Genomic DNA, 19,984 nt, shown 5'->3' with positions numbered 1-19,984 from the left:
AACTCAGGCGGAGATGTTCCATCGACACGCCCGAGCCTGCCCTGCGCCTCGCTTCGGGCCCGGTCGCGATGGGGCGCAGGCTGGGAATTGGCGAGCGGAGCAGCGATTGCTCTTACCGCGGCGCGGATCCGGGCGGAGGCGATTTGGCCGCTCCGTTGCGCTCCCACAGCAGACGGGTAGGTCGTCTCGGCGGGCGAGCACGTTTCAGTTGGGACGCAGCGAGCGCAGGCGCGTCACCTGGCTCGGCACAAGGCGCATCTCGCCTGAACCGGGCGCCAGCTCGCCTGAGACCCGGAGCCGATCTCCTACTCCGATGCTCGTCGGCATCTTCGCGGCGGGCAAGGCGCGCGTGTCGGTCGAGAAGGTCGAGTTCCCGACGCTGAGCGTAATTTTGGAGCCGCGCACGGCCTCGACGACGCCGGTGACCGCGATCGGCGACTGCACGTCGTCTGCAGGCCCCAGTGCGAGGCCCCGCTCCTCGTCGGCCGGGCTGGCGTAGAAATAGGTATTGAGGTTAGGCAGGTAGACGCTCGCCGCTTCGATCACGCGCGGTGACGGATCCCTCCTCGACACGGTGCCCGTCACGATCACCTGGTCGTTCGGCCGGATCGAACACCCTTCCTTGAACGTCGGATCGGCGTCGTCCATCTCGACCATGAACGTCTCGCCGCCATGGGCGAGAACGAAGCCCTTTCCCGAACTCGATCTCACGATACCGGCGATCCTGATCCATTCGCGCGGTGGTGGAGAAGATGCTGGTTGCGAGGCATCGGCTTGCCGTTTCAACGCTTCGCCGCTGCCGTCCCGCGATTCGGTGGCCCAATAGAGAATGACTCCCACTGCGAGCGCGGCGAGGGCGAGGCCGATGAGGCCAAGGCGGCCTCGCCGAGAGTTCATGCTCCATTGCTGGGTGGTGGCCATCCGCCCTCGTCCTTCACTCCTCGCCTGAACGCGACCGGGACTGTCCAACCTGTCGGAGAGCGGCCGTACCGGGGCTCGCCGCCCCGCGGTTGTCGGCGAGGTTGATCCATCCGCCGTCAGAGACTCCGGCGAGCCTTTCCGTCGAAGCAGCGGCGTTGATGCTCGCTACATCGATCGCAACGCCGCGCGCCTCTGTCGCCCTGCTTCTGCGAGCACTCCGGGAATCCATCCGTGCGGCCGCGAGTGCGAACCAGCGCCCGTTGTTGAGGGAAATGGTAGTTCTCCTTGCGGTGGCATTCCCGTGTCGAACCGAGAAGGCGGAGGGGGGCTCCGGAACTTGATGCTGGTCAAGGGCCGTCCGTGGCGCTCCTCCTGCGAACGTCGTCGCGGTCAGCCGGGCGAGCAGCGCATTTCGTCCTCGAGGCGCAGCCGCTCGTGGGCGAGTGACGCTTGGGCGAGGATGGTGGAGAAGAGCAATTGCTTCTCCGCCACGAGCGGATTTCGGCCGTCGTGTCGTGCCACGGCGAGCACGGCCAGTCGGCCAAGGGATGTCTTGAGGGGATGGAACTGCCAATTGGCCGCGGGAAGGACCTGGGTGCCGCTGCCCGCTTCCTCGCCGTTGCTCCAGGCCCAGGCGAGCGCAGCCTGATCGACCGGCCCGAAGACTGGATCGGGAGGGCTCGCGCCGGCCATGACCAGTTCACCGTCGATCTCGCGCATGACAGCGACTTCCAGCCCCAGCAGCGGCGCGGTGCCGCGGCAGAGGGTTTCGGCGGTGCTGTCCCAATCGGCTGCCTTGGTGAGATCCCTGGCCAGGGCGGCGAGGGCGGCATTCTCCTGGGCGCTTCGATCGCTGAGGATCGCGCGCTTGCGCAGGCTGCCGGTGATGAAGCTCGTATAGGCTGACAGAGCCACGAGCGTTCCAAGCATCAGGACGTCCTGCGGCGTGCCTGGACGGAAGGCAAAAGCCGGCTTGAGGATAAAGAAGTTGAAGCTGGCGGCGGCGAGCACGCTTGCGAACATTGCTGGCCTGAAACCCCATCGGGCGGCGACCGCAAGAGTTGGGACCAGGAATAGGAGAGCCAGCCCCTGCGGGCCGATGAGAGGCCTCAAGACCAGAACGAGCGACACGGTGGCCGCGATGGCCGCAAAGGCGATGAGATACACGATCCCGGCATTTCGTTCGGCGGACCTGGCATGCACCTGAGTGAGAGGCTCGCTCTGCTTCGAATAGGCAACGGAGACGAGGACCTTGTCCGGTAGAGCGGCGCGCAGCTTCTCGGTGAGAGAGGGCCGGGCGATGCGACTTTGTCTCGGTCGGGATCCGAGCACGACATGACTCGCCTGAGCTGCTTGCGACACGACTCCGTCGAGCACCGACGACGCGGGGATGCTCACCGTCTCCGCTCCCATTTCGGCGGACGCTTGCAGGACTTCGAGGATCTTCGCGGGCGGCGCGCCTTCCGGCGTCTCGACGTGCAGCGCCGTCATAGGCTGGCCGAGGCCGTCGGCGAGCCGTTTCGCTTCCGCGAGCACCTGCTCCGCTTCGCTGCCTTGGAGCACAGCCAGGACAACGCCTGGGCGTTCCGTTGTCGGCGGCGCCATCGCTGACGGTGAGGGACCGGCGAGGCCGTGGTACGAATCCATGGGATTTCCCTCGCGTTTCAATGCATCGCCGTAATGAACGTGCCTGCCGACGTTCGGTGCCCACGGCCGGCCGTTCTCCGGCCGAAGCGCTCGAGAATGACGGCGCGGGCTTGCTCTCGGTCAATCCTGGAAACGCGGCTCCGGAACGTGCGTCGTTCCATCGGGGGACCGCGAGGAGCAGAGCGAGCATGGCAGCCGAGGCGGAACCCGACAGGCCGCACCATCGCTGGATACCGGCTCTTCTTGCAGGCGTGCTGCTGGGCGCGGTCGGCTCGCGCGTTGCAGCCGACGGCCCATTGGACCCGGACGCCGTCGCATTCGAGGAAAATTTCACGTCGGCCGAGAAACTGGGGGGCGATTTCCCCGAGTTTTCCGGCTCCTCCTTCGCTGTCTCGTCTTGGCCGGTGCCCGGCAGCACAACCGCTGCCTTGAGTGGTGGGACGGCGCCATCCAGTGAAGCAGCTCCAGCTACGACGGGCACGGTCGCGCGAGGCTGCCAGCCGGCACCCGCCGATGGTGTTGCAACGCCCTTCGCACTTCTCGACCGGAATGGCGACGGCCGGATGAGTCCCGCGGAGTTCGCGATCTGGAAGGTCGACGGGGTACGCCCCTGCCGGCAGGGGCAGAAGGCGGACGACATGCCGCCCTATGTCGGAACGGCCGCTCTCAACCAGTCGATCGAGTCCTTCATGCAGCGGGACCGCGACGACGACCTGACCGTCAGTCCCGCTGAATTCGAACGCATCCGGCCTGAGGCGGGGGGAGGCCGAGCCGGTTCGATGCGAAACGATGTGGCGCCCTCGGCCGGCGCCTCCCTAGCGGACGGCACCGTCGGGGAGACGTAGCGTGCAGGCTGCTAACCCGGCGGAGCAACTCGGCATTCAACTCGCCGTGTCGGCAGCCTTCGTGCTGCTGATGACGATCATCCACGGTACCGGCCTCGTGTGCATCGCGAGAGTGCTTCGTCTGAAGGACGAACGGCTGAAGCAGCGCGACTTCGATGCCGGCGCCGTCCTTCTCCTGGGATGCCTGGGCTTTCTCGTCTTCGCGCTTCACATCCTCGAGATCTGGGTCTTTGCGGCATTCTACTTGGTGATCGCCAAATTCGGGTCGCTCGAGGATGCGCTTTATTATTCGGCCTCCGCATACGCGACGCTGGGGCGGACGGCCGACCGTTTCCCCGAGGCTTGGCGGCTCATCGGCGCTATCGAAGCCTTGGTGGGCTTCGTCGTCATCGGCTGGTCTACGGCCTTCATGGTAAGCACGATGAGCAAGATGCGGCATTAGCAGCCCTCCGCATCTTGCCTTTGGACAAGTTATGGAACGCTCCACGCGCGGCCGTCTTTTCTGCGGAAAGGCTTTCAACGACGACGCGGAGCGCCCGCGACACGATGGGTGAACAGGATCAGGCATATCGCCTTTGCTTGCGAGTGATGCTGACGGCCGCAGCCATCATGCTGGTTCTGATGCTGGCCTTCCGATTGCTCGACCTTCTCGTGCTGGTGTTCGGCGCCATTGTGCTGGCGGTGCCGGTGCGGGCGCTCGCGGATCTCGTTACGAGGTGGACCGGCGTGCCTGCGCGGCTGGCGTTCGTGACCGCGCTCCTCCTCATTGCCGCCTCGCTCGCTCTGTTGTGTCTTTTGTTCGGCTACCGGGTCGGTGATCAGTTCCGCGGGCTTGCCGAGACGCTGCCCACTGCCTGGAGCACGCTCGAGGGCAAGCTGATGAGCATTCCTGGAGGGGAGCACCTCGTGCGGCAGCTGCGGCGACTCTCGCCGTCAGGAGCAGGGTTCTTCGCCGATATCGGATCCATCGCTCTCGGGCTCAGCGCTGCCTTCCTCGATATGCTGCTCGTGCTGTTCGGGGCCGTGTTCCTCGCCAGCAACCCCCCTTTGTACCGCAAGGGCGTGCTGAAGCTCGTTCCAGAAGCGCGGCGGGGCGTCGTGGCGGATGCCCTCGATGACAGCGGGCGGGCCTTGAAGCGTTTCCTGCTTGGGCAGCTGGTCTCGATGACCGTTGTCGGCCTGATGACGGGTGTTGGACTTTGGATGATAGGCGTACCCACCGCCCTTGCTCTCGGGCTGATCGCAGGCCTTCTTGAAGCCATCCCTTACGCTGGGCCCATCCTGGCCGCCGTTCCAGGAGTGCTCATCGCGCTGCTGCACGGTCCCGAGACGGCGCTTTGGGCGGCAGGCCTTTATTTGGGGGTGCAACAGGTCGAGGGAAGCCTCGTGATGCCGATCGTCCAGCACAAGGCGGTCTATCTGCCGCCGGCGCTCACCGTCTTCGGCGTGGTGGCAGGGGGCGTCGTCTTCGGAACGGTCGGCCTGATCTTCGCAGCGCCGCTGCTCGTCGTGTCCTACGTGCTGGTGAAACGGCTGTACGTCAAGGAAGCGCTCGGTACGCAGACGCCGATACCGGGTGCGCGTTGACCGACATGGACGCTACGTTCGTCGCAATCTCGATCGGCTGGGACGAAGCCTTGCTCCGCTTCGCAGTCGCCTTCCTGCTGCCCCTTTTGATTGGGCTCGAACGCTACTTCCGGTCGAAGCCGATCGACTTTCGGCCATTCGTCATCATCTCTCTCGCAGCTTGCGCACTCGCCTTCGCGGGCATTGAGCTCGGCGAGCGCGCGACCGATCCGCAGGTGCGGGTCGATCCAACCCGAATATTCGAGGGGGTCATCACCGGCATCGGATTTCTGGGCGGCGCAGCGATGTTCCGCGAGGGCCGTTACGTAAAGGGAGCGGGTTCGGCGGCTTCCGTGTGGGCGGCGGGAGCGATCGGGACCCTCGCCGGCGCAGGGTTTCTCGCTATTGCCGTGGCGCTCGGCGTCACGGTCCTGCTGCTGCTGCTGATCAGCGGTCCGTTCATCGACAAATACGACCCGGGGGAGGGACCTGACTGATCGAGTCCGAGGTCTTTGCGGCCGCCCCTGGAACTAGCCACCGTTTCCGCGCGCCGGGCGTCCGTGCCTAACACGCTTTCTCCTCATCCAGGATTCCGCCCGGCGAGGGGGCAAGCGGTGCCCCGATCCTGGGCGCCTATGAAGATCGTGTCGAGACGGTTCCTGATCGAGGCCTCGAACTCTGCCGGCGCGTGGACATGGGGCGTGGAGACGCTGATCTCGCCGCAGATCGCTTCCTTTATGCGGGCCATTGCTGCTGCGTCGAGCAGGTTAGCGGCGACCAGCTCCTGGCGAAGCTGCACCAGCGCGGAAGACGTCGCATGGGCGCGCAGCCCCAGGAAGCTGAGGCACTCGTGGCGTTCGCGGGCTTCGGTGGGAGTCATCCGATCCTCCATTCCCGCCGCCCTGGCCCGCGGCGGCGATACCATCTTTCCGGCGCGCCGCCGGCGCATCGGCGAGGCGGGCCACAGCCTGCTCCGCAGGAACTTCGAACCTCTCTCGAGCGTGACTCCGCGCCACGCAGATCGTGCCGCGAATTGACGGTGATCAAGGTGCGCGGCGCCGCCTCTGGCGTCCGCAGCGCGCCGCCGGTCATCGTCGTGCCGGCTTCCGTCCACGATGGGGCAGCGGCCTTGACGAACCTCAATCATCGGAACGCAGGGCCCCTCTTACGCGTGCAATCGTCGGAAAAGGAGGCGATCAATGACGGGCAGGGCGAGCTTGGGTGAGCAACACACAGTCGGAAATGAGTTCGGGTCATGGACGGCGCCCCACGAGCCATCGTGGTTCATGATCCGCGGCATCGTCGCCGTCCTGATTGGTCTGCTCGCTGTGGCATTCCCGTTTCGCGCCTGGTTCGGCATGACGATCATCATTGCCGTCTACGCGCTTTCGGACGGCATGATGGCCTTGTTCGCCGCCGGCCGTTCTCACCGCAGCCGCCGAGTCGCTCTGATCTTTCGGGGAGTCGCCGGGGTTCTCGTGGGCGCGGCCTTCCTCGCGGCGCCCTTCCTCGCGATGGTGAGCGTCGGCGTCCTCGGCGCGGTACTGATTGCGATCTGGTGCGCCGCAACCGGGGGAGTCGAGATCCTTTCGGCGGTTCGCCACCGGAAGGAAACCCGGGGTGAGCTGCTGCTGATCCTCTATGGCGCCCTGTCGATCTGCGCGGCTCTTGCGGTGCTCGTGCTTCTCGCGGTTGCTCCCGAATGGACGATGCTCTCCCTGGCCGCAATCGTGGGGGTGATCGCTGTCATCGGCGGGATCATGCTCCTGGCGCAGGGCATAGGCTATTGGCGGCTGACCTGGCGCATGCCGCGGGAGTCGGCAGAATGAAGGATGCGCGCATGCACGCGTCCTCTCCGAGCGTTCGAAGGTCAAAGCTGGCCGGTGGCGCGGGCACGCGTCGTTTGGCCAGTCCGCCCACGGATCTCGTTTGCTTCACGAACGCGATCGCGTTGCTTCGCGCTGCATCTACAGGCGGTGAGCAGCGCAGGTGCGCGTTCGGCGCCGCGTGATGAGCGGGCATGTGCTCGGGGCGGAGGCGCAGGGGTCGATCCTGCCGGGCAAGCCGCCGCACTCACGCCTCGTCGTGCGCGCCCCGATAGACTCCGTGGCCGTCTTGGATGCGAGCGGAGCCAGGATTGGTAGTGTTCGGTACCTGATGGTCGACCTTTGCACCGGCTGCGTCCGGGCCGCGGTGCTCACTCTCGGCGGCTTGTTCCCCATCGGCGAACGCTTCTACCCAGTCCCGTGGGAGTGGCTTCGGTTCGACGTCCGCCGGCAGGTGTTCACCGCGGAGGTGGATCGCAGGAGACTCTGCCGCGCACCGAGCTACGAGCATGGAACTGCGCCCGCGTGGGGCAGCGACTACGAGGCGCGCCTGCGGCGCTTCTACGGGACTTCTAGAGAGCCGCGAGAGGCGAGTGCCACTTGAGCTCGCTCAAGTGGCGAAACCGGTCCCGGGGTTCTCCGCCGGACATCACCACCCGGCAAGCCATCGGCTGCCGGAAACGGAGGGTACATGCCGAACCTGCTCCTTACTGGAATAATCGCTGCCGCCTTCGCGCTCGTCCATATCGTCGGCAAGGATCTGCGCTTCCTTCAACGTACGCCGCGAAGCATCTGGCTGTCTCTCGCTGGAGGGGTTTCCCTTGCCTATGTGTTCGTTCACCTCCTGCCGGAACTGGCGGAATGGCAGAAGGCGAGCGCGCGCCACATCGGCGCCAACGCCTTCGCCGTCGAATCGCACATCTATCTGGCGGCCCTTCTCGGGCTCGTGGTGTTCTATGGCCTCGATCGCCTTGTGCGTCAGTCGAAGCGCAAGAATCGGGATGTCGGGCAACCCGGCTCCTCGCCGCGCGTGTTCTGGATCCATCTCTCCTCCTACGCGGTCTATTCCGTCCTGATTGGCTATCTGCTCGTCCATCGCGAGGAAGCGGACCTCCGCGGGCTCGTCATCTATGCGATCGCGCTCGGTCTGCACTTCGTCGTCAATGACCAGGGGCTGCGGGAATATCACGGCGACGCCTATGACAGGACAGGGAGATGGCTGCTCGCTGCCGCGCCGCCGCTCGGCTGGCTGATCGGGACAGGCTTCGCGCTTTCGCCCCTGCTGATCGCGCTCGTCTTCGGCTTTCTTGCCGGGGGACTCGTGCTGAACGTCTTGAAAGAGGAACTGCCGGAGGATCGGGAAAGCCGCTTCGGCGCTCTGGCTGCCGGCGCGGCAGGCTTCGCGCTGTTGCTGCTTATTGCGCGCTGATGAGGACTCTTTCGGCTCCTCGGCGGTAGAGGGCGGTCGTCATCCGGTGCAGCGACCGGCGCGTCCCACCTGCCGGGCGCGGTCAGAGACGTGGAACGTCTTCACGGGTTGCACGAGTTGACGTCAGACAAGTTTTGCGGCCGCACCCGCCTCTCTGTCGTTGGTTTGGCGTCGTTGCCGAAAGGGGATTGTAGCGGCGCGGCGCGGTCGACGAGCACGATGTGCCGATGACTGCCCGGTCGATCCTCGGTCGTCCGCGGCCGAGGATCGATCGGCTTCGACCACCGCCGGGTCCCGTTGCTTAGCGCCTTCTCTTCGCCGGGACCCCGCCCGGCCTTTCCTCGTGATGGCGTTCCGCAGACTTCCACGGAGCAATCAAGCAATGAAGCTCAAACGGGGCAAGATGGGGAGCGGGAGCGAACCGGGACAATCGTCATGTCCAGCTCAGTTCAGTCGATTGCGGAGCATTCAAAGCACGGCTCTCGCTGGGCTTGTCGAGAGGCGTCGTTTGCTCAGGGATCGCCGGGACGCCGCCCCGCAGATGCGGTCGGCGAAGACGCCTTGCTTCTCGGCCCATGGGAGCTGGCGCGCGCGTCGGCAGGAGCGACGGGGGAGCCGAGCTCCTCAAGCTTTCGTTCAAGCTCGTTGTTGCGGCGGCGAAGATCCTTCAGCGCCTCCCCGGTTACATCGACCATGACTCCGCTTCGTTGCTTGCACAACTGGGACTTGCCGGTGGCGAACCGCTCGACCTCGCGAAGCACGCGCTCGCGCTCCTGGCTCAGCCATTGGATCAGATCTGCTTTGGAGCCCACTGCGGACACCGCCTTCCTTGCTGCCATGCCCTGCCGCTTTGCCGCGACGTGGTCGGCACCCCCCGCCCGCCGCACCGGCGGGACGCAAAGCTGTTGCAGCCGCCAAATGCGGGGGACCGGAGCGAGTTCCATGGTTCGGAAGAATTGAGGATGATCAAGTCCCGCTACCTGACCGCTCTGATTTCACTCAGTTTTCTCATGTTTGTCGAGCTTGAGCAGCATGCGGACGAAACCGGCTTTTCCAGACGGGGCAGGCCTGCGCCAAGAGCGCGGGTGGCCAGGGGCGTGCTAAATGAGGTGACCAAGAATGTTGACTGTTCAGGATTTTATGGACCATTCTTTCAGCGGAGTAGAGCTTGGAGGTCAGCCGCGGCAGCGAGCTTTGGAGCGGGCACGCATGAAGGACGGCGACAAGGAAATTGCCTCCAGAGTTCCGTTGTTCGCCGGTCTCGCGTCCGACGTAACAGACCGGCTCCTTTCCAAGGCGAGCGTCAAGCGCTTCCCTCCGGGAAGCGTCCTCTTCAACCAAGGAGAGGTGGGCAAGGTCGTGCACGTCCTGCTGAGCGGGATCGTGGAGCTCTCGCGGGTCGATGGTCCCCGCGAGTGCGGCGTCCTGCTTGCCAACGGCGGCGACGTCTTCGTGCCGGTCGCGGCACTCTTCCAGGAACCTTATCTGACCTCGGCTCGCGTGCTCACCTCGGCGCGGCTCCTGCTGCTCGATGCTGGAGTTCTGCACGAGGAGGCGCTCCGCACGCCCGATCTCGCCATGCGGATGATCCAGTTGATCGGCGGCCAGTGGCGGATGGCGGTCAGGCACATCTTGGACCTCAAATGCCGTTCCGCGCCCCAGCGGCTCGCGGCCTTTCTGCTGAGGCTGGTGGACGAAGGACCTTTCAGCGAGAGTGGCGAGCTGCCGGTGCCGAAGCGCCATCTGGCGGCGCGGGTCGGAATGACGGCGGAAACCCTGTCGCGGACGCTTCAGCTGCTTGCCGAGAATGGCCTGCACGTCCGGGGCAGCCGGATCATCGTTCGGGACCGGGCGCGGATAGACGCGTTCTGCGGTCCTGATCCTTACCCGGACCGGGACGAAGCGAAGCTTGGCGTCCACGCCTTCTAACCGCTCCTGACCGGATCCTGCTCGCGCCGGATGCGGCGGCGTGGCGAGCAGTTCTTGACCGCGGACAAGTCTTGGAACGGGCATCCGGTCCTTCTGCTTTGGTGGTTCGCGAGCAGCCAGGGACGGGAGCGGGCCGGGGATGACGAAGGTTGGGTATGAGCCGAAGCGGAGGTCCCTTGGCAGGTGCCCGGCATCCTCTTGTCGGCATGCCCGGGCGGGCGCGACGGAGCACGCCGTCGAGGCGCGCCACGGTCCGTCCAGTCCTCACCATCTCCGCAACGAGCCCGGGCGCGATCTCCCCTGCGAGAACGTCCGCTGGACGTCGGACGCTGAGAGGCGGCGCTCCGGTATGCGTCGGGGGAAAAGGCGGTACGGTGACTCAAGACATGGTGTGCCGACCGGTTTCGGCCTAGGTGCGCCGGCACTCCAGCAGGCCAGCGGAGGTGTCGCGACAGAAAGCTAGCTACCTTCATCCTTTGCTGATGTTGATCTCTCGGGCGAGCATGTCGTCGCTTGACTGTTCCTTGTCATCAACAGCGGTTCAACTTGACGATGGTCAATTCTTTTGCCGCCAATTGAACGACTTGATCATGTAGAATATTGCTTCTGCTCATCTTTGTCGAACTTGTTCGAAGAGGCGGGCGCATGGCATCTGCATCGGGAAATGCGACAAGTCGGTCTGGCCTGATAGTCGCGGCGGCTGTCGGATCGATATTCCCGCTGATCGGCGGATATGCCGCCTACACCGCGTACAGCAATCCTGCGCCTGCCGCTGCGGCGCCGCCGACCTCCCTCACCGGTGCGACCGCGGACTTCGCGCCGAACGATCCTCCGGGCGAGTGGAAGAGTCCGGCGAGGGACTATGCGAACACCCGTTACAGTCCGCTGAGGCAGGTTGATCGATCAAACGTCGCGCGCCTCAAGGTGGCATGGACCTTCTCCGACGGCACTCTCTACGGGCACGAGGGACCGCCCCTGGTGGTGGGCGACACGATGTATGTCGTCTCCCCCTATCCCAACGTGGCCTACGCGCTCGATCTCTCGAAGCCTGGCGCACCGATCAAGTGGACCTATGATCCGAAGACCTCGCCGATCGCGCTCGGCAAAGCGTGCTGCGACGCAGTGCTTCGCGGCTGGGCCTATGCGGACGGCAAGCTGATCTACAACCTGCTCGACGCGCACACCATCGCGCTCGACGCGGAGACCGGCAAGGAGGTCTGGAGAACCAAGCTCGCCGACGTCGAGAAGGGCGTCACGATGACGATGGCGGCCTTCGTCGCCGGCGACAAGGTTCTGGTCGGCAATTCGGGTGGCGAGATGGGGGTCAGCGGCTGGCTTGCCGCGCTCGATGTCGCAACCGGCAAGCTCCTGTGGCGGGCCTATGGGATCGGTCCCGATACGATGACGCGCATCGGTCCCGATTTCCGCCCTTACTACCCGTGGATGCGGGGCAAGGATCTCGGCGTGAAGACCTGGCCGGCCGGGATGTGGAAGACCGGCGCGGCCGCGACCTGGGGCTTCGTGTCGTACGATCCGAAGACGAACCTCGTGTTCTACGGAACCAGCAATCCAGGACCGAGGGTGCCCGACCAGCGCCCCGGCGACAATCTGTGGACGAGCGCCGTCTTCGCCCGTGACGCTGATACGGGCATGGCAAAGTGGGCCTATCAATACACGCCGCACGACCAGTGGGACTATGACGGCGTCAACGAGCACATGCTGCTGAACATCCCGTGGAAGGGCGTACGCCGGGACGTCGCCGTCCACTTCGATCGCAACGGCTTCGCCTACACGATCGACAGGAACAGCGGCGAGGTGCTGGTCGCCGCGCAATATGCCTATCAGAACTGGGCGGACGGGATCGATCTCGGCACCGGCCGGCCCATCGTCAGGGCCGCGATGGAGCCGAAGATCGGCCAGAAGCTCCAGCGCGTCTGTCCGCCCGACATCGGCACCAAGGACTGGCAGCCGCCCGCGTTCAGCCCGCGCACCGGCCTCGTCTACACCGGCATCTTCAACCTGTGCATGGACCTCACCGACCACGCGGTCTCCTACATCCCCGGCACGCCCTATGACGGGATGGAAATGGTCCGGTATCCGGCCTCGGGCGACGATTGGGGCGGTTTCATCGCCTGGGATCCGGTGCACGGGCGCAAGCTCTGGCAGATACCCGAGAAGTTCATGGTCATGAGCGGCACGCTTGCGACCGCCGGCGACGTCGTCTTCTACGGCACCGTCGACGGCTGGTTTCGCGCGGTCGACGCCTGGACTGGAAAGGTACTGTGGTCGCAGAAACTTTCCTCCGGGATCGTCAGCCAGCCGATTAGCTACACCGGCCCCGACGGCAGGCAGTATGTCGCCGTATTCGCCGGCGTCGGCGGCGCAGCGATGGTCTCGGCTGACCAGCCAGGCTTCCCCGCGCGCGGCGGAACTCTCTACGTCTTCTCGATCGACGGCGCCTCGCCGGGCAGTGGCCCCGGCATGATGGTGACCGCCGCGGGTGCCGCCGCAAGCCAGTCGGACGAGACCCAGAAAGGCAGGCACTGAGCCATGAACCATCTGGCGCGCACGATCGTCACAGGCGCCGTTTGTGCGGTGCTCGGCTCCGGCGTCACGGGTTGGCTTGTGCATACGGACGGGCGGGCTAGAGGTCGCTCACTGAGCCTCGCCTCCCTTTCCGCGCTTCCACCGGAGGGCGCGCCGGCCAGGGTGCCGCTCGGCGACCTCGCCGGGGCGGCAAAGGCGACGATGCCGGGGCGGCTTGCCAATCCTCTGGAGAGTGATCCGGGTGCCGTCGTCGAAGGCGAGCGTCTCTACAAGGAGATGAACTGCGCCGGCTGCCACGGTTATGCTGCCAAGGGTGGGATGGGCCCCGATCTCACCGATGCGCACTGGCGCTATGGCGGCACACCCGTACAGATCTACAAGTCGATCTACGAAGGCCGGCCCAAGGGAATGCCGGCATGGGGCCGGGCACTCCCGCAAAGGTCGATCTGGCAGCTCACCCGCTATATCGAGACCCTCGGCGGCAGCTTCCCCACCGAAGCCTATCACGCAGGTCTGCAGGGTGACCTTGCCGATGAACGAGGCGCGGGCTCGAGCAAGAGCCCCGCCCACGGCGATTCGGGCGAGGGCGCCGGGGGCGACAAATGACTCGCCGGTGCCTGCTCACGGCGCCTTCGATCTGTCTCACCGGGTGCGCCGCTCGCCCTCTGTCCTATCTCGACGCCGACGCTCCGATCGCCGGTCGCCTCGCGCAGCTCGGCTGGGGATTGCTCATCATCTCGGTGGTGGTCGTAATCGTCGTGGGCGCCTTGCTCGCTGGGGCAATCTTGCGACGGCGCCGGGGGGGGACGCGGACCGGCTCGCGGTGCGCCGCGATGCCGGCGGAATGCGCTGGATCTACATCGGCGTCTCGGTCTCGACCGTGGCCCTCATCGCATCGGCGATTTGGACGTTGCTGACGCTGAGGGCGGTTGCGCAACCTGGCGGCGGGGTCACGCCACTCGCCATATCGGTGACCGGCCACCAATGGTGGTGGGAGGCCACTTACCCCGGAGCGGAGCCCGATGGGACGTTCCGTACCGCGAGCGAGATCCACATACCGACCAACGTACCGGTCAGGCTCGAACTTCGGGCAGACGACGTGATCCATAGCTTCTGGGTGCCGAAGCTCGCCGGGAAGACCGATGTCATCCCAGGGCGTGTCAACAGCATGTGGATCGAGGCGAGAACCCCCGGCGTCTATCGCGGTCAGTGCATGGAATATTGCGGCGTAGAACATGCGCTGATGGCCTTTCGGGTCGTGGCGGAGCCGCCGGCGCAATTCGCCGCGTGGCGCAGGCGGCAGCTTGCGGGGGCTTCGACCGGAGCCTCAATCGCGCCAGGGTACCGCGTGTTCGCCCGACGCTGCAGCGCCTGCCACGCAATCCGGGGCACCGAGTCCGGCGGCATCTACGGTCCTGATCTCACCAACCTCTCCGGTCGCGCGACCCTGGCCTCGGGAACCTTGCCCAACACGCCCGCGAACCTCGCCCGCTGGATTGCGCACCCGCAGGCGGTGAAGCCGGGGGCGCGCATGCCCGACATCGACCTTCCGCCCGGCGAGATGCAGCCGCTCGTCGCTTATCTCGAAACCCGCTGAGGAGACGTCATGGCCACGATCGCGCGCAACCGGCTGCCCGACCAGGAACGTGAGAAGCTTCGGGCCACGTGGGAAACCGCGCCGGGGGTCTACGGCTGGTTCGCGACGGTCGACCACAAGCAGATCGGCATACGCTACCTCGTCACGTCGATCGTCTTCCTGCTGATCGGCGGCGTCGAGGCGCTCGTCATGCGCGTGCAGCTGGCGCAGCCAGGGATGAAGCTGCTTGCGCCGGAGCAATACGACCAGCTCTTCTCGCTGCACGGCGTTACCATGATCTTCCTCTACGCGCTGCCCGTGCTCTCAGGTTTCAGCAATTATCTGTGGCCGCTGATGCTCGGGTCCCGCGACATGGCCTTTCCGCGGGTCAACGCTCTGTCCTACTGGCTCTACCTGCTCTCGGGGGTGTTCCTCTACGTGGGCGTGCCGCTGGGACAGGCGCCGAACGGCGGGTGGTTCAACTACGTCCCTTACACCAGCCGGGAATATGATCCGGGCATCAACATCGACATCTATGCGCTCGGGCTGATCTTCCTCGGCATCTCGACCGCCGTCGGCTCGGCGAACTTCGTGGTGACATTGCTTCGCACCCGCGCCCCGGGCATGTCGATTAACCGCATGCCGATCCTCGTCTGGGGCACGGTGACCGCCTCGGCGGCGAACCTTCTAGCGGTGCCCTCGGTGAGCCTCGCATGTCTGATGCTGTGGCTCGACCGCTCATTCGGCGCGCATTTCTTCGAGGTGTCGGGACACGGTCAGCCGCTGCTCTGGCAGCACCTGTTCTGGGCCTTCGGCCATCCCTGGGTCTACGCGCTCGTGCTGCCTGCGATGGGCATCGTATCGGACGCGCTCCCCGTCTTTTGTCGGCGGCCCCTCGTCGGGTACACCGCGGTCGCGCTGGCGACCGTCACGACCATGGTCATCGGCTTCGGCGTCTGGGTGCACCACATGTTTGCCACCGGGCTCCCGGCGATGGCGATCTCCTTCTTCAGCGCGGCCAGCATCATCATCGCCATCCCCAGCGCGATCGCAGTCTTTTCCTGGCTCGCGACGATCTGGACCGGGCAGCCGGTGTTCAGGACACCGTTCCTGTTCTTCGCCGGCTTCGTGATCCTGTTCGTGATTGGCGGCGTCTCGGGGTTCATGACCGCCTCCGCGGCGCTGGACTGGCAGCTCACCGACACCTACTTCGTCGTCGCCCACCTCCATTACGTCCTCCTGGGGATCAACCTCTTCCCGGTCGTCGGTGGCATCTATTACTGGTTTCCCAAAATGACCGGCCGGATGATGGGCGAGCGTCTGGGACGTTGGTCGTTCTGGACGATGTTCATCGGCTTCAACATCGCCTTCTTCCCGATGCACGTTGTCGGACTCGAGGGCATGCCGCGCCGGGTCTACACCTACCCCGCCGATCTCGGCCTCGGCGGCTGGAATCTTCTGATCAGCGTTGGCGCCTTCCTGTTCGCGGCGGGGATCCTTCTGTTCCTCGTCAACCTGGTGCTGAGCCTCTCCCGGGGTGCACCCGCCGGGCCCAATCCTTGGGATGCGCCGACGCTCGAATGGGCGACGAGCTCGCCGCCGCCGCCGCACAATTTCGACATCATCCCGATCGTCGCCAGCCGCCACCCCTTGTGGGAGGACAGGCTGGAGGAAGTGGAGGAGCGATCGCAGCTCGATCGAGGCTATCTGCTCGACGTCGGTCGCGAGACGATCGGCACGACGCCGATGGACGCCGAGCCGAACGTCATCCTGCGCATGCCGGGTGACAGCCTGCTGCCGCTCGGGCTCGCCCTGTGCGTCACGCTGCTGTTCCTCGGCCTTCTGGCCCATGCCTGGGTGATTGCCGGGCTCGGCCTTGCCGGAGCGCTCGGCGTCCTGGTCGCCTGGCTCGCGCCGGCACCGCCGGTCGAAGCGCAGAAAGCGAGGATCTATGCCTGAGATCAGGGTCGCGGCACGGTTGCTGCCGGTCAACGGGACGGGGCGGCTTTCCACCGGCTGGTGGGGAATGCTCTGCCTTGTGGCGACAGAGGGCATTCTCTTCGCCTATCTTATTTTCAGCCACGGCTATCTCGGTGCGCAGGCAGTCGGGGACTGGCCGCCGGGGGGCGCACCGGCGCTCGCGCTTGCGCTGCCGAATACGTTCCTGCTGCTGGGGAGCAGCATCGTGCTCGAGATCGGATTGCGGCGCTACGAGACGGCAAGGGCGGGCTCGCCGCTGCCGGCGCTGCTCGTCACCGCGGCGATGGGCGGCGCCTTCGTCCTCGTGCAGCTGAAGGAATGGTCCAACAAGCCCTTCTCGTTCGACAGCAATGCTTACGCCTGCTCCTATTTCACGCTGACGGGCTTTCACCTGGCGCACGTCCTCGCCGGCCTGTTCGCGTTGCTGGTCCTTGCGGTCTGGTCCTGGCAGGGGCGGCTGCGCCGCCGGCCCAGCCTCCCGCTCGCGCTTGGCCGGATCTACTGGCACTTCGTGGACATCGTCTGGCTTGCCGTCTTCACCACCATCTATCTTGTCCCACAGCAGCCATGAGCAGCCGCGATGCGCCCGAGACGGCGGTCAGCCATCCTTCGCCGCAGCGCGAGCGCGTCTCATCGCCGCGGCTGCTGCTCGCCCTCATCCTGGCGCCCACCGCCTGGCTGGGTCAGTTGATCGCCTCTTATTCCCTTTCGTCGGTGGCCTGCGATCCAAGCGGTAGCTCCGTCGACATGGAGGTGGTTCCAGGTCTGTGGACGCTCCTCCTGCTCATCAACCTGGCGAGCCTAGCCGCTGGCACGGTTGGGATCTGGCTGGCTTGGGCCGCCTGGCGGCGCAGCCGGCGCGAGAAAGCGGGCGGCAGGCATACTCTCCTCGACGTCGGCGAAGGGCGGACTCGGTTCATGGCTGTGTCAGCGCTGATCGTCAGCGGCATCTTCCTTGTCGCGATCGCCGCAGAAGCGGCAGCGCTCCTCATCCTCCAAAGATGCGCGCCCGGCACGTGGCTCTAGTACGCACTCACCTTCTGGCGTGGCTGCTTTTCGCCGCGTCGTCGCCGGCTTGGGCGCACGGCAACGGCCACGAGCACCCTTCTGCGTCAGCCGGCGATGTGCTTCTCGCGGGACTGCTCGCGTTGGCGCTGAGCGCCTTCGCGGCGGGCTGGCGCCGCCTGCCGCGCCGTCGCGGCGGCGGCAAGGCCGTGCCAACCTGGCGGGCGGTCCTGTTCGTCGCCGGCATCGCCTCACTCGCCTTCGTCCTGCTGCCGCCGTTCGATCACCTCGCCGACGCGCGTTTCTCCGCTCACATGGCCCAGCATCTCGTGCTCCTGGTTGCGGCGCCGCCGATGCTCGCCGCGTCTCAGGGGTACGTCGTGATGCTGCACGCGCTTCCGCTCCGGGCGCGTCGACGGGCCGGGCGCTTCATCGCCGCCCTGCCGGGCGTCAAGGCGCTCGCTCGGCACGGCTCCGAGGTCTGGTTCGTCTGCCTGAGCTCGATTGCTGTCTTGTGGTTCTGGCATCTTCCCTCGAGCTACGAATGGGCCCGGCGTGATCCTCTCGTGCACGATGCCGAGCATCTGCTCTTCCTGCTCGCCGAGCTCTCCTTCTGGCGCGTGATCCTGACCAGCGGCGGCCGCCGGCTCAGCCGTGCCGGAGCGGCCGTGATCCTCGCCCTGATGGGTTTCCAGGGAGGGCTGCTCGCGGCACTGATCACGCTCGCCTCGACGCCGCTCTACAGGAGCTACGGGACCGATGCGGTCAGCATCTCCGATCAGAGTCTCGGCGGGGTGATGATGTGGGTGGTGGCCGGCACGGTCTATCTCGGCGCCTTCGCCCTGATGCTCGGGCTGGCGCTGGCGCGCGAGCGACGGCGTGGGCGCGAGGCGCTCCTGATGCCGGAGGCGGGTTGAGGCTCGGTGATGATCTCGGTGAAGGGCTTCGGTCAGGGACGCGCTTCCGCCGGCGCCGAATAGGCGCCTAGTGAAGCCCGGTGACCGGCGACGATGATCCCGCAGAGGATGACGAACACGAGAAGAGCCAAGCCGAAGCAGCCGAACAGGAGCCGCAGCCCGGCGCGGCTCCTGCGGTTGGGGGCGTCGCCCGGCGGCATCATTGGGTGGACGCGCTCTGGGTCTTCGTCTTGTCGGGCGTGAGAATGGCAAGGCCGTCTGCCATGATCTCCGCATCCTCGCGCGGACCGGCATTGTAATTGCCCCAGACCTGGACCCGGTCACCCGGCTTCACCTGGAACCGGCCCTCGGAATCGAGCGGATTCTCAGCCATCTTGGCCGTGTCGACCCGAACCGTCGCGCCGCCGCTGCCGAGGCTGAACTCGCGCCCCTCGATGCCGGCGACGTTGCCGGTGGCGACCACCCAGCCAGGCTGGCCGGGGACCAGCACGGTGGTGCCGACGAGATCCTCCTCGTCATGGGGATTGGCGTAGAAGACGCTGCCGAGATTCTTCACATAGACGCTCGACGCCTCGATCGTCTTCTGCTCCGCAAGGTCCTTGTCGATCCGACCGGTTACCGTAACCTGGTCTCCTGCGACGAGCTCGCGCCCCTCGTGGAACCAGTCCCAGTCGTCCATTTCAACCGTGACCCTGCCGTTCCCATAGTCGAGCTGGAACCGGTTCGGTCCGCTTTCGACTACTCGGCCGCTCAACGTTATCCAGCTGCCGTTCCAGGCGTGCGCGAGGCGATCGCCAGGGGTCGGTGCGGCGGCGTTCGAGACCTGCTCATTTGCCGCGGATGCGTCGTCGGAACAGGCGCCGAGTGGAAGCGCGACGCCGGCGAGCGTCAGTGCGGCCAACATTTGCGTCGATATCATCTTGATCCTCGTTGCTGAAGGGTAGGCGTGCGCTCAGCCGACGACCGTGCCGTCGAGCTCCTGCGGCGTGATCCGCCAGTCGTTGTTCGCGTCGACCGCGGCGAATTCATCCGCGGTCGAATTGAGCAACGCGACCGCCGTCGCCGGCATCATCGGCTGGGGCGCGCCCCGCTGTATGTATTTGTCGGCAGCCGGCAGCTTCGGGTTCCCCGCGACTGGATCGCTGGTCGCGACGAAGTAGATGGCCTGCGCGAACTCCATCGGGCTGTAGGCGCCGTCATGGTTGAGATCATAGTCGGCGAAATTCTGGATGCGCACCTGGGTCGCCATGGCAAGCCCGGGGACCGGGGTGACCACCCAGGTCCCAGGGCCGACGCGGGTGGTAACGAGCCCCGGAGGAGCCACGGGATTGATGACGGTGCGGGTCTGCGGCTGGAGGGCCCCGGAAGGTTGTTGCGCGGCAGCCGGAACGGCCGCGGCGAGCGCAATCGTGGAAAATCCGAGCAAATGTCGGTTCATGCTTCATCTCCTGTTTTGGTGTCGCGGAAAGTCACAGGCTTCCGCCGACTGTTTCGCAACAGGACAGCGCACGAAGTGGCTAGCAGTGTCCGAATCTTGACGTTGGTCAAGCGGTGGCGACTACTGCCGGATGCCTTCACAGGAGTGGACGATCTGCTCCTTCTTAGGCTTACGAACTGAGCAGTTCCTCACATAGCCGCCCTTCGTGCCCCTCTCCGAATTGGTGGATAAGAGCCGTCGGTCCGCTCTGGTCGTTGACGTGACCCCCAACTTTCATCCAGCCGGGACCAGAGACCGGCGGTTGTGATCGCGCATCGGCGCATGTGAAGCAACGGCCTGCACGCGTGCAGGCCGTTGC

The 19,984-nt window shown here is 65.8% G+C and carries 21 protein-coding genes; 15 read left to right on the top strand and 6 right to left on the bottom strand.

From position 1 onward, the window contains the following. Nucleotides 1-204: 204 nt before the first annotated feature. Together E2493_RS14335 and E2493_RS14330 are read right to left on the bottom strand one after the other, a co-directional pair. A complete protein-coding gene (locus E2493_RS14335) occupies nt 205-711 on the bottom strand; it encodes a hypothetical protein (protein WP_135087969.1) in 507 nt (168 codons plus the stop codon). A 600-nt stretch (nt 712-1,311) separates the two neighbouring features. Continuing rightward, nucleotides 1,312-2,484 (bottom strand): DUF4118 domain-containing protein, encoded by a 1,173-nt coding sequence (locus E2493_RS14330; protein WP_167737544.1) that lies wholly within the window; start codon nt 2,482-2,484, stop codon nt 1,312-1,314. A gap of 272 nt (nt 2,485-2,756) precedes the next feature. On the opposite strand from E2493_RS14330, the gene E2493_RS14325 reads away from it, so the two are divergent. The 4 genes from E2493_RS14325 to E2493_RS14315 all read left to right on the top strand — a co-directional run bounded on the left by E2493_RS14325 (nt 2,757) and on the right by E2493_RS14315 (nt 5,476). Then, complete coding sequence (locus tag E2493_RS14325) at nt 2,757-3,413, top strand: EF-hand domain-containing protein (protein WP_135087965.1); 657 nt, start codon at nt 2,757-2,759, stop codon at nt 3,411-3,413. Between the two features lie 61 nt (nt 3,414-3,474). Next, nucleotides 3,475-3,855: a hypothetical protein gene (locus E2493_RS21295; RefSeq protein WP_225421490.1), complete on the top strand. Its 381-nt coding sequence runs from the start codon at nt 3,475-3,477 to the stop codon at nt 3,853-3,855. A 146-nt stretch (nt 3,856-4,001) separates the two neighbouring features. Continuing rightward, entirely contained in the window at nt 4,002-5,000 is a 999-nt protein-coding gene (locus E2493_RS14320; RefSeq protein ID WP_225421489.1) for an AI-2E family transporter, read from the top strand. 5 nt (nt 5,001-5,005) lie between these two features. Next, nucleotides 5,006-5,476, top strand: a complete 471-nt coding sequence (locus E2493_RS14315; protein WP_135088060.1) for an MgtC/SapB family protein — start codon at nt 5,006-5,008, stop codon at nt 5,474-5,476. An 83-nt stretch (nt 5,477-5,559) separates the two neighbouring features. Here E2493_RS14315 and E2493_RS14310 read toward each other — a convergent pair whose 3' ends face one another. Then, entirely contained in the window at nt 5,560-5,859 is a 300-nt protein-coding gene (locus E2493_RS14310) for a hypothetical protein (RefSeq protein ID WP_135087961.1), read from the bottom strand. Nucleotides 5,860-6,265: 406 nt separating this feature from the next. On the opposite strand from E2493_RS14310, the gene E2493_RS14305 reads away from it, so the two are divergent. The 3 genes from E2493_RS14305 to E2493_RS14295 all read left to right on the top strand — a co-directional run bounded on the left by E2493_RS14305 (nt 6,266) and on the right by E2493_RS14295 (nt 8,234). Beyond that, nucleotides 6,266-6,808, top strand: a complete 543-nt coding sequence (locus E2493_RS14305; protein ID WP_167737541.1) for an HdeD family acid-resistance protein — start codon at nt 6,266-6,268, stop codon at nt 6,806-6,808. A 181-nt stretch (nt 6,809-6,989) separates the two neighbouring features. After that, a complete protein-coding gene (locus E2493_RS22260) occupies nt 6,990-7,409 on the top strand; it encodes a PRC-barrel domain-containing protein (RefSeq protein ID WP_135087957.1) in 420 nt (139 codons plus the stop codon). 87 nt (nt 7,410-7,496) lie between these two features. Next, nucleotides 7,497-8,234, top strand: coding sequence for a hypothetical protein (locus tag E2493_RS14295; protein ID WP_135087956.1), 738 nt, complete (start codon nt 7,497-7,499; stop codon nt 8,232-8,234). Between the two features lie 512 nt (nt 8,235-8,746). Here E2493_RS14295 and E2493_RS14290 read toward each other — a convergent pair. Further along, complete coding sequence (locus tag E2493_RS14290; protein WP_135087954.1) at nt 8,747-9,178, bottom strand: hypothetical protein; 432 nt, start codon at nt 9,176-9,178, stop codon at nt 8,747-8,749. 175 nt (nt 9,179-9,353) lie between these two features. Between E2493_RS14290 and E2493_RS14285 the strand changes: the two genes are divergently transcribed. The 8 genes from E2493_RS14285 to E2493_RS14250 all read left to right on the top strand — a co-directional run bounded on the left by E2493_RS14285 (nt 9,354) and on the right by E2493_RS14250 (nt 18,188). Next, nucleotides 9,354-10,163, top strand: coding sequence for a helix-turn-helix domain-containing protein (locus E2493_RS14285; protein WP_135087952.1), 810 nt, complete (start codon nt 9,354-9,356; stop codon nt 10,161-10,163). 645 nt (nt 10,164-10,808) lie between these two features. Continuing rightward, a complete protein-coding gene (locus tag E2493_RS14280; RefSeq protein ID WP_135087950.1) occupies nt 10,809-12,710 on the top strand; it encodes a PQQ-dependent dehydrogenase, methanol/ethanol family in 1,902 nt (633 codons plus the stop codon). Nucleotides 12,711-12,713: 3 nt separating this feature from the next. After that, nucleotides 12,714-13,316, top strand: a complete 603-nt coding sequence (locus E2493_RS14275) for a c-type cytochrome (protein ID WP_135087948.1) — start codon at nt 12,714-12,716, stop codon at nt 13,314-13,316. Between the two features lie 217 nt (nt 13,317-13,533). Then, nucleotides 13,534-14,307, top strand: coding sequence for a cytochrome c oxidase subunit II (gene coxB / locus E2493_RS21290; protein WP_167737540.1), 774 nt, complete (start codon nt 13,534-13,536; stop codon nt 14,305-14,307). A 9-nt stretch (nt 14,308-14,316) separates the two neighbouring features. Continuing rightward, nucleotides 14,317-16,245, top strand: a complete 1,929-nt coding sequence (ctaD, locus tag E2493_RS14265; RefSeq protein WP_135087944.1) for a cytochrome c oxidase subunit I — start codon at nt 14,317-14,319, stop codon at nt 16,243-16,245. Then, a complete protein-coding gene (locus tag E2493_RS14260; RefSeq protein ID WP_135087942.1) occupies nt 16,238-16,837 on the top strand; it encodes a cytochrome c oxidase subunit 3 in 600 nt (199 codons plus the stop codon). Before ctaD ends, E2493_RS14260 begins: the two co-directional genes overlap by 8 nt. Beyond that, nucleotides 16,834-17,292: a hypothetical protein gene (locus E2493_RS14255; protein ID WP_135087940.1), complete on the top strand. Its 459-nt coding sequence runs from the start codon at nt 16,834-16,836 to the stop codon at nt 17,290-17,292. The genes E2493_RS14260 and E2493_RS14255 overlap by 4 nt, the downstream gene beginning before the upstream one ends. Nucleotides 17,293-17,414: 122 nt before the next feature. Next, entirely contained in the window at nt 17,415-18,188 is a 774-nt protein-coding gene (locus E2493_RS14250) for a cytochrome c oxidase assembly protein (protein WP_167737539.1), read from the top strand. Between the two features lie 199 nt (nt 18,189-18,387). Here the strand turns inward: E2493_RS14250 and E2493_RS14245 are convergent, their stop codons facing one another. Then, nucleotides 18,388-19,107, bottom strand: a complete 720-nt coding sequence (locus E2493_RS14245; RefSeq protein ID WP_135087936.1) for an OB-fold nucleic acid binding domain-containing protein — start codon at nt 19,105-19,107, stop codon at nt 18,388-18,390. Nucleotides 19,108-19,140: 33 nt separating this feature from the next. Continuing rightward, nucleotides 19,141-19,626: a hypothetical protein gene (locus tag E2493_RS14240; RefSeq protein ID WP_135087934.1), complete on the bottom strand. Its 486-nt coding sequence runs from the start codon at nt 19,624-19,626 to the stop codon at nt 19,141-19,143. Nucleotides 19,627-19,984: the final 358 nt, after the last annotated feature.

The organism is Sphingomonas parva (ex Maeng et al. 2020), assembly GCF_004564275.1.
Taxonomy (GTDB): Bacteria; Pseudomonadota; Alphaproteobacteria; order Sphingomonadales; family Sphingomonadaceae; genus Allosphingosinicella; species Allosphingosinicella parva.
The sequence above is the reverse complement of the archived record's forward strand: the minus strand, read 5'-3'. Positions and strand labels throughout refer to the sequence as shown.

Bases quoted from the DNA above. Each gene is read 5' to 3' on its own strand.
- E2493_RS14325 (WP_135087965.1), top strand. From the start codon at position 2,757: ATGGCAGCCGAGGCGGAACCCGACAGGCCGCACCATCGCTGGATACCG.
- E2493_RS14320 (WP_225421489.1), top strand. From the start codon at position 4,002: ATGCTGACGGCCGCAGCCATCATGCTGGTTCTGATGCTGGCCTTCCGA.
- E2493_RS14315 (WP_135088060.1), top strand. From the start codon at position 5,006: ATGGACGCTACGTTCGTCGCAATCTCGATCGGCTGGGACGAAGCCTTG.
- E2493_RS14310 (WP_135087961.1), bottom strand. From the start codon at position 5,859: ATGACTCCCACCGAAGCCCGCGAACGCCACGAGTGCCTCAGCTTCCTG.
- E2493_RS14305 (WP_167737541.1), top strand. From the start codon at position 6,266: ATGATCCGCGGCATCGTCGCCGTCCTGATTGGTCTGCTCGCTGTGGCA.
- E2493_RS22260 (WP_135087957.1), top strand. From the start codon at position 6,990: ATGAGCGGGCATGTGCTCGGGGCGGAGGCGCAGGGGTCGATCCTGCCG.
- E2493_RS14295 (WP_135087956.1), top strand. From the start codon at position 7,497: ATGCCGAACCTGCTCCTTACTGGAATAATCGCTGCCGCCTTCGCGCTC.
- E2493_RS14290 (WP_135087954.1), bottom strand. From the start codon at position 9,178: ATGGAACTCGCTCCGGTCCCCCGCATTTGGCGGCTGCAACAGCTTTGC.
- E2493_RS14285 (WP_135087952.1), top strand. From the start codon at position 9,354: ATGTTGACTGTTCAGGATTTTATGGACCATTCTTTCAGCGGAGTAGAG.
- E2493_RS14280 (WP_135087950.1), top strand. From the start codon at position 10,809: ATGGCATCTGCATCGGGAAATGCGACAAGTCGGTCTGGCCTGATAGTC.
- E2493_RS14275 (WP_135087948.1), top strand. From the start codon at position 12,714: ATGAACCATCTGGCGCGCACGATCGTCACAGGCGCCGTTTGTGCGGTG.
- ctaD (WP_135087944.1), top strand. From the start codon at position 14,317: ATGGCCACGATCGCGCGCAACCGGCTGCCCGACCAGGAACGTGAGAAG.
- E2493_RS14260 (WP_135087942.1), top strand. From the start codon at position 16,238: ATGCCTGAGATCAGGGTCGCGGCACGGTTGCTGCCGGTCAACGGGACG.
- E2493_RS14255 (WP_135087940.1), top strand. From the start codon at position 16,834: ATGAGCAGCCGCGATGCGCCCGAGACGGCGGTCAGCCATCCTTCGCCG.
- E2493_RS14245 (WP_135087936.1), bottom strand. From the start codon at position 19,107: ATGATATCGACGCAAATGTTGGCCGCACTGACGCTCGCCGGCGTCGCG.
- E2493_RS14240 (WP_135087934.1), bottom strand. From the start codon at position 19,626: ATGAACCGACATTTGCTCGGATTTTCCACGATTGCGCTCGCCGCGGCC.